Here is a 14,263-nt window from a genome sequence, read left to right as displayed (position 1 = left end):
CTACGGTGGCGAACTGTTGGCCGTGGACAACTGGCTCAGCCAGCTCGGCGTACGCCAGCGGCAGCGTCGCGGGCAGGGTCTGGAATTCCATCAGCTGCGCGAATTCCGCGAAGGCGACAGCCTGCGTCAGATCGACTGGAAGGCCACCGCCCGCCAGCGCACGCCGATTGCCCGGGAGTATCAGGACGAGCGCGATCAGCAAATCATCTTCATGCTTGACTGTGGTCGACGGATGCGCAGCCAGGACGATGAGCTGTCGCATTTCGATCACGCACTCAATGCCTGCCTGCTGCTCAGTCATGTGGCATTGCGTCAGGGCGATGCGGTGGGGCTGAGCACCTTCGCCGGCGATCAACCGCGCCATCTGGCGCCTGTCAAAGGCAGCGGCCAGCTCAATGTGTTGCTAAACAGCGTCTACGATCTCGACAGCACGCAACGCCCTGCCGACTATCAGGCTGCAGTCAATCAGCTACTGCTTCGGCACAAGCGCCGGGCGCTGGTCATTCTCGTGACCAACCTGCGCGATGAAGACGATGATGAACTGCTCAACGCGGTCAAACGCCTGAGCACGCAACATCGGGTGCTGGTGGCCAGCCTGCGTGAAGAGACGCTGGATACGTTACGCCAGACCACGGTGCAAACGCTGCCTGAGGCGTTGGCTTATTGCGGGACGGTGAATTACTTGAATGAGCGGGCAGAACTCCATGAGCGCTTGAGTGCGCATGGCGTTCCGGTGGTGGATGTTCGGCCCCCGGAGTTAGGGGCCGAGTTGGTGACACAGTATCTGCAGTGGAAACGAGCGGGAAACCTGTAGCGTCTTCGCTCCCAGCCTCAGGGCCGCTCGACCACGGTGAATACAAATTGCTTACTGTCGAAAGGCTTTCCTTTGGGGTCACGAATTTGTGCCTGGATGGTCATGCTTCCCGCTGCACTGGCCCTGAAGTTTTCATACGCCTCGCCTCGAATATTGGTTTTAGTTCGCAACTCTTGCTCGACGCCGTTCTTGATCCAGACTACCTCCACGCCCTCAAGGGGCGCTTGACTGACAGCAGAAAAGATCAGCGCATAGATGAGTGTCAATTCTCCCACCTGAATCACTTGATTTCCCGGTACAGTCAGTCGCTTCACCTAGGGAACATCAATTGGCACCGCTAGAGATTGTATTTCCCAGCCGGCAAGGCCGCCCTTGACCAAGGCTTGTAAAAAACCCTGCCTGATCAAGGGACGTTTGAAGATGACCATTGCGATCCCGTCTTCATTCGTTTTGCTCTGTAAGAGCGAGACGTTTTCAAATGTCCACTTCACCCACACATCCGGCAGAGGTTTCCCCGTCAAGGCCGAAACAACAGTCGCACCCACATGGACTTGCTGCCCCGGTGAATCGACGCTGAACAGCGACTTTATTTGACGAGGTTCATCAAGGAAAAACGCAAACGAAACCGATTCCGAATACTGCGCATCGCCCACCGTCGCCGTCAGCTCAATGGCCCCCGGCGTAGTGGGCACAAAACGGATCTTCGCAACCCCGTAGAAGTTCGTCACCGTGGTAACCACGCCCAGCTCCGGGCTGCGCCAGGTTACCGTCAGGCCCGCCATCGGCCTGCCACTGACAGACGAGACCACGCTGATCTGTTCAGACACCGCCTCGCCCCACAGCAGCGTCTGCGTGGCTCGCTGACTGGCAAGGATTTTCAGCACTTGAGTTCCCGACCCCAATGACATTGCATTGGCCGGGGACAGCCTGGCCAGTTTCGATGAGGCCAGGCGCAGGGCAAAGCTGGCGTCCTTCAGATCGCCGGTCACGAAGGTGTAAGGAAAACCCGCGTTGCTGAAAGATATAGGCGTTCCAAGACCGGGATATTCGAAACGGATCCCAGACTCGGCAGGCCCTGCCCCGCTCATCCCCAGGGTCAGTTGATGATCGAACAAGGGGCTGTTTTGCGCAGCCATCACATGGATGGTGTGCTGAGCGCGGCGGCGCGGGAAGCAGGTTACCTCCCCCCAGGGCTGCGCTGGCTGACCATCGAAACTGACCGTCACGCCCTTCCACGGATCGACCTCCAGCGCTTCGACGGTCATTGACTGCGAATCCCGATAGCCGTCATAGGGGCTGAACAGCGATGCCTGCACCGTTTTCTGCCCGGCAGAGGTGGGCACAAACGGGAACCCGCTCCAGCCATCGGCGGCGGTATTCATTTCGTGGGTTTTTTCCTCCGCCACCCAACTGACGGGTGCCTGATCGACGGCACGGTCGGTGAAATGCGAAACCACCTGGACCCACATCCACGCCGAATCCTCGTTCACTACGGGCTCGATCGGCGATTCACGCCACGCTTCGATGCGGACTTTGTTGTGCGCCAGGTCCATGGGTTTGGGCGTGGCAGCAAAGTCCAGCTGAGGGAGCGCCAGCGACAATGAAAACTGGCCAGGTTGCTCGCTGGCGGAAAAATCCAATGTCCACAGCGCCCCGCCATCACTCAACGGTTGCCCGGCATTCAGTGCTGGCTGCACTGTCGCGGCCAATGCTTCGGCGGAGGTACCCGACCATACCAGCCATGCCTGCAAGCCCACCAACGGGCTCAATGCATTGGGCAAAACGTTGAAGCGGTGCCGCGCGCCCAGGCACGGAAAAAGGCTGCGAGAATCCAGCTCAGCGTGGATTTGATCGAGCACCAGACTCAACTCTTCAGTCAGGTCTGCGGCGATCAGACGCCCGGACAATTCCCGTGGCAGTTCAACGCTTTCAAGGCGCAACACCAGATCGAACAGGCTGCTGATGCTGGACTCCGCCGTTGAGGCGAGTTGCCATTGCACCCCTGCCTGTACCAATGGCTTGGGGATGTCCAGATCGGCAGGTTGCAAGCCGATCGCGGGCGCCTCACCTCGCCAGTGCAAACTGATGTTTTTATCGGTCCACGGGCTGCCGCTAACCGGTTCGACTCGCAGCGTATGGATCTGCCCGCGACGGCACAGCACGCCCAGCGTATTGCGCTCGACTTCCATCCCGTCCAGAAAAATGTTGACCTGGTTTTTCCACGGACTGGTCGCGACAGCTGTGACATCGAACGACTGCTCGATCGCACTGGCCTCGGCATGTGCCTTGACGCTGGCCGTGACCGTCCTGGCTCCGGCGCTTTTTGGCGTGTAGAGCAAACTGGCCCAGCCACCGGCCCCGGTGACAGTGCGCACGATGTCGTCCTCGGGTGTCTCCCAGTCGACCAACGCATTGGTCACCGGATCGCCATCCCCCAGGGTCACGTCGTGTAATACCTGCACGCGCAGCAACACGCTTTCTTGCTCATCGACAATCGGAAACTTATTGGCGCCGCGCACCTCGCCGACCTTGACCCGGTTGCGCGCCAGTGACATGGGTTTATCCGGTGACGGCAACAGCAGCTTCGAGCAGACCAGTGACAATACAAACCGGCCGTCACTGCTGTCGTCGCTGGTCAGCGTCCAGACCGTGTCGACGCTGTCGACCGGCACGGGTTGTTCAAGCGCCGGGCTGACCACGACGCCCAATTGCGTCTGGCTATCGCCGCGCCAATGCAGCGACAGTTCAGAGTCCAACAAAGGACTGTCGACAGGCACGCGGATCTGCAAGGGATGGGCACTGCCACGATTCGGATAACCGGTCGCCTCCCAGCCCGTCGCGTTTTCGTCGACAATCACCGACAGCTCACGCCACGGGTCCGTGGCCAGTACGCGGACATCGAAGCGGCGTGAAACCACACCGCCAGCGTAATAAGGGCTGACAACTGACGCTTCGATGACGAACTCACCGGCCTGCGTTGGCTGGTAATCGAAATACGCCCAACCATCGTCACCGGAAACAGCGGCGCCTTTGACGCCTGCACCCGCTTGCGCCCAGGTCACGGTGCGCCCGCTGATGGCCTGCGCGGTGTAAAACGACACCACTCGAACACCCAATTGCACCTGTTGCCCGTATTCGAAAATCGGGTAGTAAGCCGCGTCCTTTTCCGCCCCGAAAGCCAAACGGTGATGCCCCAGCGATACGGGAATGGTGTAAGCCTCGGCGCGGTACTGGTTGAGCAGGTTCAGCGTCAACTCATGCTCTTGGTCATCGCCGAGGAAGGGGCAGTCGAGCAACCATTGGTCTTGCAGCGGCTGATCAACCTGCCAGTCGGGTGTCGCCAGAATTGCGTCTTGCGGATTGCCTTGGATGATCAGTGCAGCCTTGGTTTCACGCCAGCTATTGTCCGGCTCAGGCACAAAGGTCAATCGGTGAGAATCGGTGTCTGTCGCGCCAATGCACAGGTGCAACGTACGGCCTGGCGCCAGGGTCTCTTGGTCTATCTGCAACGCCTGCAACGCCAGCGGCGCCAGACGCAATTGGATGTCGACGTGGGTGATACGCAGTCTCGAAGCCTCAATATGCGCTTCATTCAGAGGGCTGGTAATTTCAAGACGAAGTATGTCGCCACGCGCAATCGGCAGTTCCAGCGCCTGTTCGTATTTAATCGGCCTGAACTCCAGCGGTTGTCCCGCTGCCAGTCGGGCCCGGTCTTGCTCGCTGTTGCGCGAGTCTCCAGGCTTGAGTTCAATCTCCAATAACAACTGCGTATCTCTCCAGAGGCGCAGCCAGCCTGATTCCTCGTGCCGTATCTCACAGAGGAAAGTCAGGGTGTAATGCGCGTCGACGCCGGGGTCTTTGGGCAAGGTCATCTCTTGTCTCACCCAGCCTCCGTCCACGGCTTGCAGAAAGGAGGTGACGTTACCCTCATACATTTCACTGCCGGTGCCGACCAGGCCACTTCTGCTCCAGTGCTCCAGATCGGTAAATTCGCCGTTGCGCACCAGACTCTCGTTCGCTTGAATCACCGGTTCATTCATGATTGCGCACTCCCTTGAGCATTGTGTTTTGACCAGTACGTTCAGCTTTGGTCACCATGTCTTCGACCGTTCGGGCAAAGGTCCGCTCGCCGGCCTTTGCGGTGTAGCGAACACGCAAGATGATGTCCGTCAGCGAGTTCAGCGTGGCCGCTTGCGGGCTTTTCAACGGCCAGGGAAAACTGATTTTCCAACTGGAAACCACCCCGGTATTTTCAAAAGGATTGAGCAAACCCTCGTCGGGTTTCATCGCCGTCAGACCGTTGTCGGCAACGCCTGTGGACAAGGCAATCTGCTGACCGCTACGCAGGTTGAACAACACATCCGAAGGCGCCGTGCCTGTCGGTTTGTGCAAATAGGCCACCGACTGCGCCGTGGCTCGGGTCGCCGTCATGCTGCCGATCTGCAGCAAAGTGGCTCGCACGTCCTCGTAGGGCCCGGTCAACACCGGCAGATCGACTTCTACCCCACTGATCTGGCGGCAGTAGTGCCCCGGATGATCACGATCAAACAATAGCTGCGTCAGTTTGAATTCCAGCGTGCCGCTCTCGCGCAATATTTTGAGCGCACTGGCCCAGCCGTCAGCGCCGGTTTGCAAGTCCACCCGGTCCTCGAACAACTGCCGCAGGGAGACGGTCTTCACCAGTTCCAGCCGCCGCTCGTGGCGCTGCAGGTATTCACGCTCCATACGCAGCAAATGCCCACGCAGGTGCTCGCCGGCCGTCAGACCATGCCGATGATCAAGCCAGACATTGGGCAGGGGAATCTGCGCATCGTAATCACCGGTCTCGGCGCTCAGGGATGCCTGGGCGTTGAGGCACAGGCTGATGACGGCATCGTAAGCCTGATAGTGCAAGGCCTTGAGCTGGCCCAACAGCCAGCCGTACAGCTCGGCATTGCTCGCGCGTTTTTTCAGAAAGTTGTAAACCGTCAATGCCTGATCGTTGGCCCTGAGGGTTTGCTCAAGATTCAATCGGGCCGCCGTGATGGCGTAACCCTGCGCCACGATTTGCGCGTCGATGGCCCGCACTTCCGCCAAGGCCTGATCACGTTGCAGCGCCCATTCGTTGCGACGACGGCGATACGCTTCGGTGGTGGCTTGCCTGTCGGCATCCAGCTGCTTCATGTTCGAGGCGATGCCCAATCCGAAGCTGACGGCTTCAAGCACCTGGTCGGCGCGGTGCCCGCCATTGGCGAAGCCGAAAATATTCGGCAGCGCCGCCATCAACGCCGCAGCGGGCTTGATACTGGAGGACGTCACCGCCAGGACTTTCGCTGTGGCCAGGTTGTCCATGACCTCATATTCGTATTGCGAAATATTTTCGACATAGCGTTTGTTGTAGGCTTCGGCGCGCTCGCTGGCCACCAGGCTGCTTTGCTCCAACGCGGTCACATTCGCCTCCAGTTGGGCGATGGATTGCTCCTGCATGGACCGGGCGTAAGCGCCCAATTCGACGATATGGCTTTGCTGCGTCTCTTCCTGCTCGGCACGATCCCTGCGTTCCAGCAGGTTCAGCACCTGGCTGCCGTAATCCTGCAGCGACTGCACCGCACGCAACGCGACCTCGAATATCACCCGCCAGCGGAATGCGTTGACGACCAACCGCCCGCCCATCGGCCGCGGCCCGGCGACACCGCCCGCCGCCAGATCACGCAGTAATTGATTGGGATCGGTGGGCGGGCTGAACAACGGGATATCCAGTGGTTTGCCATCGAGGGTGAGATTGTTGCGCAGGTTATCCAGACGCTGTTGCGGTGCCGCGAACAGGTCCAGCAGTGACTGATTGATCGGTATTTCAAAAGGCCCGCAACCCACCACCCCGAGAATGGGCGGGGTATCGGAAGCGGCAGGAAGATCCGCCAGGCTGTAATCCAGCGTTTGCTCGAACTCATCCAGCGCCGTGCGCGCGCCGCACTGGGTCAGCAAGCTCTCAACCGTCGCGGTTTGCCAACGGGTCACGGTGCGTGCCGTCGGTGCCTTGCCCAACAGAAACCCGGCCTGCACATAGCACAACTTGGCCGCCACCAGACTGTCACGGGTCAGTTGCCGGTAATACCAGTCGCCCCATGCCATCAGGTTTCTCACGTAGTCGCTGAACACCAGAACCTTGAAGTGTTCCGGTGCTGCATAACCGATGGCATCCGGGTCGGTGGGGGCCATGGCCTCAAACCCCGGATTGCCCAGGTCCGCCAGTGGACGGCAGCGCCAATACCGCGGTTTCGGATTGACAAGCTTCGCCGGCGTTTGTGGATCGGCGACGGCTTGCGGATCAAACAGGTAATGCAGCCAGACCTGCGCTTCGCCAAAGCGCTCCTCGTCGCGCATACGCGTGGCCATCAAGTGCGGCAGATGAAAAAACAACTCCCAGAAGAACAGACCGTTGGCACCGTCGAAAGCACCGTTGGGCTCGGTGAATACGACGCCGGTAGGCGGTGGTTCGGACAGAAACTGGGTATCCCAATCCAGTACCGCATCCACGGAAATACCGGCGCGCTGTACCAGTTCCGGAGCGAACAGTGAATTCAGACGGGAGAATTTCAGCGCCAGGCCGGGCTGATTGAGAGACAGAAATTGCGCGGCGTCGATGCTGTTTTTTACCAGTGTCGGCGCGGAGAAATCCATGAGATCGACAATGGTCAGGTCAAATGCCTTGCCTCCAAGTTTGCCGGCAGCATCGCCGAAGGAGAAGGTGGTTGCCCCCCAGCTACCGGCTCGTCGCGAGTAGGTCAGCACATCAGTTGTCCAGCCGCCCGCTATTGAAAAGGTTTGAACAACATCCGCAGGGTCATCCTCGGTTCTGAAGTTCAAGGCCAGTTTCATGGTCGCATCGCCGTCGCCCAGTCCCGTTGGCCGGCAAAAACCCTGAACCGTCAGCACATCTTTGCCATCCACACGCAACGCCGTGAATTGCACATCCAGATAGGGCGTCATGGCGCCCAGCGTCGTCACGCGAGAGACCACCGTTACCTGACTGCCGATTGGGTGCTGCACCGTCTCGGCGCAGACAAAACGATTCTGCAGCGCCGATTCCAGCCAGGCACCACCATCGTCAGTGACAGGCTGCATCAGCACATCACGGACGACCTGCGCGCTCAGCTTCTTTTTGTCATCCGTCTCGTCGTTGGTGATCAACACACCCAGCTTGCCCTTGGGGTGCAGATAGTTCTCGCGCACCGTCGCAATCAGCCGCGCACCGGCACTGCGATCCTCTTCATACTCCGCACTGTGCACAGCCAACGGCGCCGACCATTGGCCGTTCTGCGTCATGAATGCCAGGTTGATCTCCAGTTTGTGGGGAGTGTATTCGTCCGCTGGCTTAAGGGGCACCCGGTCGCGCCACTCTGCCCAGACCAGACACAAGCGGCCATTCCAGAACACCGGGCGAATATCCAGCACGCGATTACCCGCCGGGATGTCCACCGACTGCCATTCGCTCCAGGCCGCCGGATTGATGGCCTTATCCGTGGAAGTGAGTTCAACCTCGACCTTGCGCCAGAAATACTGGAACGGCTGCTCGCGCTGACGCCCGACAAAGTAATAATCGGCGCGGGCCGGGGTCTTGCCGTTCATGTAGCCGCTGATGACATCCAGATTGCAGGTCTGCTCGAACGTTTGCAGGTAATCACGCAGCGCCGCCTGTGCCGAATCGTTGCTCAAGCGGCTCTGAGTGAGAGCGCTCTCCAGGGTTTTGAACAGGCTGGTCTTGCGCTGCCGTACAAAAGGATTGATGAAGTTTTCCGGGTAGCACGCGATCAACTGCACGGCGGCCCAGTCCGGGTAATTGTTGGTGAGTTCCCACTCGGCCAGATGGCGCGGGTCGAACTGGTGCGTGGTATAACCTGGCTCGAGTTTGCGATAAACGGCATGGATGTACTGCTGCGCGCAACTGGTCGCTTCGGCCACCCAGGAGCTCTGCACCGGGTAGGTGTCCAGCGGGTCCATGCGCAGTAGTTCAAACAGGTCATCCGGTGTTTCCAGAAAATCATAAGTCTGTGCGCCGAACTGTCCGATGCAGTATTCAAGCAGCGCCAAACGACGTTTTTCCAACAGCCCGCCAATATTGCTCAATGCCATGATCTTTGCTCCCTGGGGGTATCACTCGGGGTGAAACTGTTGCGCAGGCTCATGCCGGCACCTCATCGCCTTCAAAGGTGATGGCCTCAAAATTGGCAGAGGTGTTGCCGGTTTGACTGAGGACACTGAACACGAATGTCCCGCCAGTAGCGCTGGAGACAAAGACACGCGTCAGCCCTTCCTGATTGGTGAAGCCTTGCGCAGGCCGGATGCTCGCACTCTGTTCTTTATTTAAATTGACAACTCTGTAACTCCAGTCCACGAGCAGGTTTTGGCCAAGATTTCCATAGTTATCCCGCAGCCTGGCGTAGAGCTCGACCTCTTGGCCCCGCGGCACGGTTTCCAGGGGCACTGGGGATTTGTCCCTCTCCGAAAAACTCAGCGAGTCGAAATCGGCCATCACCTGGATGGGCGGAGCGTTCTCGGGCTCAAACAAATCCAGCCAGTATTGCGGCGTGTCCGTTCCCATGACCTTGCCCGGAACAAAATCGGTTTTAAGCACGCCGTTTACATCGGTTTCTTTAGTTTCAACCGTGCCGAGCGTCGCACGCCAATAAACCGTAACGAACTTCAACGCCTGCCCCTCAGCATCCGTGAGGGTCACGGTGTAGGTGGCTTTCGAATCGGACTTGTTGGCTACAACGGTCGAGTTGTCGACTTCGCACTTCATCGTGACCAGTTGTTTCAGGTCGCCCTGCGCCTGGATAACCGGCACTCGCGCCCGAGTCTCGCTCAGCAAGGCCAGTTCCGCCGCTTCGGCGTAGGCCGCTTTGTCGAGCGTCGCGGGCAACCGGCCCATCAGAAAAATCGTCAGCGCATCCATGCCGCTGTCGGCTGACAGCACACGCACGCGCATCAACAGATCCAGTTGTGTCAGGTCCTTCAACACTTTGAGCTCTGACTCGTCAACGCGGCTGACACACTCATTGACTTCCTGCACGCTCCAGCCGAAGAACCCGGCCAGTTTGATCGCGGCGGCCTGTTGCGCCAGACGCGCAGCATGGCCGGTGACTTTCGGCAGTGCATTGACCTGACGCAGATAGTCCAGAAGCGCCTGCTCTGGCTGTTCACTCAGGCTGAACGCCCGTGTGAGCGTGGTGAGGTAATAAAGCGTACGCACGGTGAACGCATATTTGTCCGCCTGATTGAGCCAGGCCAGATGACCGTAATCCAGATAGTCCTGCAACAGCGTGGCGCTCAACCCCAGCGTCGTCGTCACCTCCGCCCGCCGGCGCACCTCGCCCAACAGCGTCAGTAACGGATCCGGTTCTTCGTTGCGCCCGCGTAATGTTTCCTGCACATCGAGACCGACGTGTTCGATCACCTGTCGCAGTAATTGGTAGACCGTAGCGTTTGACCAATCGAGCAGGGCAATGGACCGATCGACCGGAACGCCTGCATAGACAGCCAGGGTCTCCCTGACCAACGACACCTGAGCGTCCCGCGCCTGCAAGACCACACTGAGCATGGTTTCGACAATCGAATCGCGCTGCGGCGTGCCGATGTCACCCAGAGCACTTTCAACCGCCCACGCCAACTTGGCACGCAGGAAGCTCAAATAAGCGTCTGCTGTTCCCACTGGGGCCAATACCAGGCCGTCAGCATCCACGACAGGGTCGAGGTTGTCCGCGTGACTGGTGAGAAAGTCCAGCCAGTTGGCCGCGCCTGCAGAGGGTACGCCGGCCATCAACAAGGCGCCGTTGCTCAACAGCGCCGTCGACAGCAGATTGCGAATCTGCTCGAAAAACTGCCGATCCGACTCCGACGCCTCGCTCACGGGCTGCGCCGGTGCCACGTGTTGCAGCATCCACGACACCGACAGCCCGCTGTCCTCGCACCATTGCACACAGCTGGACATGGCCTCGATCAGGTTCAACACATCCGGTGTGCCCGAATTGGGCGCGTGGATGGCCGGCTCGCCTGCCAAAGCGGGAAGCCATTGCTCGTGCTCGCCACCGAGCAATGTCAGCATCAGCAAACCTTCCATCGGTGTAATGTTCAACAGCCGAGGCAACTTCACCAGCCGATAAAAACTGGAAACAATCGCCGCGGTGCGCGTCAGGTTTTGGGAGAGCCCGTGTGCAGAGGCCACCGCTAACGCCAGGTAATGATAAGTCTGCAGGTCGATCGCCAGGCCCTCGCACAGTTGGCTGATGGTCAGGTCCGAGACGCCCGGTAGCGGCATCAGCGGAAACGTCGCGCCATCGAGCTTGAACGGTTGGCGGTAGTCGCCCTGATGATTGAAGACCTGATCAAACGGTGACAGCACCTCGGCGCGACCGTAAACCGCCAATTCGTCAATAAACACCGCAAAGTCCGCCGGCGTGCATTGGTAGCGCTCGCGCAGGCTCTGGTAAAGGCCGAGAGCCCGCACCACGCCTTCGGTAATTTCCCAATTGTTCGCCGTTTCGGTGCCGCGACTTTCAGCGCGCATGGCAGCCGCCAGAAGCGCGTCCACCTGATCGAACGGCAACTCCAGCCAGTTGGCCAGACGCACCATTCGGTTCATTCGGTCATAGCCGTTCAGCCCTGCGGCGTCGCTGGGATTTGCTGTCAATTTGTGCAGAATTGACGGGGCTGAACTGTCTTCGGTGAGTCCGATCGCCGGATGCTGGTTCTTATTGATGTAAATCGAACCGGAATGACCGCTTTCCGCCTCATTGGGCGGTACTTCAGGGGTGAATTTCACATTGGCCGAACGCACCGGAGCAAAGGTGCGCACCGACAACAGGCTTTCGATTGCCCGGGTATCGAGCTTTGTCCGTCCACCGAAGAACGTCACCTGGTTGAGGTTCTGCCAATCCAGCACGTCGGCGCCATAGTTGTCCCGGTAAAAATCGTTACGTTTGTCCACCACTGCGGCCGGCTCAGTCAGCAATTCCCGCTGTTTGGGCCCCAGCCGCGATGCATGGATCATGGCAGCACGCGCAGAATCGGTATCGCCGGGGAGCGGCGACAAAAAATAGGGATAGATCAGATCAACCCGTCGGGAAAAATCACCGACCGACAATCCGTGGTGACGGGCGACCGTGTCGATCGTGACCCAGTGCTGGTAATAGGGCAGACCGTTGGGGTAACGCGCCGCGAGCAACGCATCTTCCAGTGGCACGCCGGGTTGGTGTTCGGAGATGAACGTTTCCAGCACCGCGACAATGATGTCGACCGACGATACCGAGCGGTACACCGCATTGAAATCGACCGACAGCCGCTTCAGATCCTTGCGTCGATCATGCAGCGGCAACTTTTCTGTCTCGACGCCGTAAAGTTCGATACGGTCGCGGATCCAGCGCAACAGATCGATCAGATACGCCACCGGCGAGGTGATCGACTCCAGGCCATCCGGTGGGCACAGCGAATCAAAAGAGGTGGGGAACAGGCGTTCATAACTCGGACCATCGACCATCGCCAGAATCCCGCTCGACCGCGCTGCCTGCGCCCCTTTATCGCCGCTGAGGGTCCGCTGAATGAACTGGCGACGCACGTAGGTGGCCATGCTGTTCAACCGGCGCAGAATTTGCCGGGCATCCTCCGCACCCAGCGTGTGCTCCAGCACCAGGCCCTGAACGCCTTTTTCCACCAGTGGAAAAATCGAGCCTCCCTCCTCAAGGTACTGCCTGAGACTTTCCAGCCCAGCATCCCGGGATTGTTTTTCTTCGCCAAACAACTGCTCAAACAGTTGCACGGCAGGACGGCGCGAATCAGCCATGATCAGGGTTCCTTGAGGCGACAGAAGGTCCGAGCAACCTGACACTTGGTGTCAGGTTGCACATTCGATGAGGAAGATTGAGCGCTTCGACAGCAGCGCCGTCTACTGTCAGATCTGACAGGTGCACAGACCGTTAGTCGGAAACAGACTTCAGGAATCCTTCCGGAGCGGGCGCGCGGACTCCACTTCAAAACGCGCACTGTCGACCCAATCAGACATCGTTGCGTCGTCCGCGCCATCAGTCAGGGTCTGCCGGAATCGGTACCAGTGACCCGCCTCGGGCAATGTCTGCGTCGCCTCTGCGTCCCACTGCTGGCCGGTAACGGGCAATTGCGCCCACTGCACATCCGGGTTGTACCAACTGACGGCGACGCCCATGCCCTCCCGGCCGCGACCGGAAAACTGCACCGGCTGGCTGACCCACTTGCCCGCCGCCGGCCGCTCGAGGCTGGGCAAAAACGCCCCCAGCATGACCGGTCGCAGTGCCTCGACCGATTCGAACTCCTGCAGTGACGCTACCGCTTGCAACCGGTAATGCCCCCCGGTGAGGGGGCCGACATCGCTCGCCACCGACCAGGTGCGATCGTCCTGCACGATGGCGCTTGCCAGCACTGCCCGCGCAGCCCCGGCCAACGTCACACTGACGGTATCGCCGGGTACACCGAATCCCGACACCACCACCCACCGTCCGATGACGTCGCCCTCGACCGGGGTTTCGATGAACGGGGCGGCCGGGACGACCTGATAGTTCACAGGTTCGGTATTGTCCGACTCGCGCCGCTTGCCGGTGTCATCCATGAACCATTGCCGGGCCCAGATGGTTTTGTGGCCCACCGGCAAGGTCACTTCGGCTTTCCAGTAGCCCTCCTGGTTCACCGCCACATCCTTGAGCCAAGGCTCGGAGAGACCTTGCAGAAACACATCGACCAGCCCATTCGCCATCCCCGTTCCTTCCAGCATCGCGGTACGTGGCAGCTTGTCGTTCATCGTCGGCTGGGTGATGAACGGAGGCAGCAGTACCACCTCGAACGAGCGCCGGTCACTGTACTCAGAGTGCCGTCCGGCCAGTGTCTGCCGAGCATCGATGGTGTAGCGCCTGAATTCCAGATCGCTCAGATCGATCGACCAGTCACCGTCCTGATCCAGTTTTTTTGGCGCCCCCAGAGGACTCTCGGAAAGGAAGTCACGCAACTGCAACGTGGCGCCTTGCATACCGTTCTGGCCTGCGACCGTCATGACGCGGCCGACTTTCGCGTCGCCTTCGGGCTGAGTGATCACCGGCACCAGCATGGGTAGATGGACGGTAAAGCTTTTCGATGCCGGATCCGAGGGTTGCTCGTCGACGAATTGAGTCACGGTCACGGTATGTACCACGTCCGCGGCAAACGCCTTGTCACGCCGAAATTGCCAGGTGCCGTCACTGACAATGCCCGGGTACACAACGTGCTCTTCGTCGCTGAAGCGGATGTTGACGTCTGCTCCCGGCCAGCATGTGCCACGGAACACGGGTGAGAGGCCATCCTCGAGCGGATCATCCACGCCGGGAGCCCGTGGCGGGATCGTGACCTTCAGTGCCACCCAGGTCGGCGACCACTCTACGCCGATGAACTGCTTGATATGAACTTCCCGTT

Annotated in this window: 6 protein-coding genes; 1 reads left to right on the top strand and 5 read right to left on the bottom strand. The window is 59.5% G+C overall.

What is annotated here, in order from left to right:
• Nucleotides 1-814 (top strand): DUF58 domain-containing protein (locus DBR24_RS08005; RefSeq protein WP_146188989.1); only part of this gene is annotated, 814 nt, incomplete at its 5' end.
• A gap of 17 nt (nucleotides 815-831) precedes the next feature.
• On the opposite strand, the gene DBR24_RS08000 is transcribed toward DBR24_RS08005, so the two are convergent.
• From DBR24_RS08000 to DBR24_RS30905, 5 genes are all read right to left on the bottom strand, one after another.
• Nucleotides 832-1,128, bottom strand: a complete 297-nt coding sequence (locus tag DBR24_RS08000) for a hypothetical protein (protein ID WP_128614447.1) — start codon at nucleotides 1,126-1,128, stop codon at nucleotides 832-834.
• Entirely contained in the window at nucleotides 1,129-4,854 is a 3,726-nt protein-coding gene (locus DBR24_RS07995) for a hypothetical protein (protein WP_128614446.1), read from the bottom strand.
• Complete coding sequence (locus tag DBR24_RS07990) at nucleotides 4,847-8,926, bottom strand: neuraminidase-like domain-containing protein (RefSeq protein WP_128614445.1); 4,080 nt, start codon at nucleotides 8,924-8,926, stop codon at nucleotides 4,847-4,849. Before DBR24_RS07990 ends, DBR24_RS07995 begins: the two co-directional genes overlap by 8 nt.
• Nucleotides 8,927-8,975: 49 nt before the next feature.
• Nucleotides 8,976-12,632 carry a Tc toxin subunit A gene (locus DBR24_RS07985; protein WP_128614444.1) on the bottom strand — a complete coding sequence of 1,219 codons (3,657 nt, stop codon included), beginning with the start codon at nucleotides 12,630-12,632 and terminating at the stop codon, nucleotides 8,976-8,978.
• 150 nt (nucleotides 12,633-12,782) lie between these two features.
• The coding region (locus DBR24_RS30905) for a hypothetical protein (RefSeq protein WP_158277024.1) at nucleotides 12,783-14,263 on the bottom strand (1,481 nt) is incomplete at its 5' end.

The sequence above is a fragment of the Pseudomonas sp. HMWF006 genome, assembly GCF_003061205.1.
Classification (GTDB): domain Bacteria; phylum Pseudomonadota; class Gammaproteobacteria; order Pseudomonadales; family Pseudomonadaceae; genus Aquipseudomonas; species Aquipseudomonas monsensis.
This window is presented reverse-complemented; position numbering and strand designations above follow the sequence as displayed.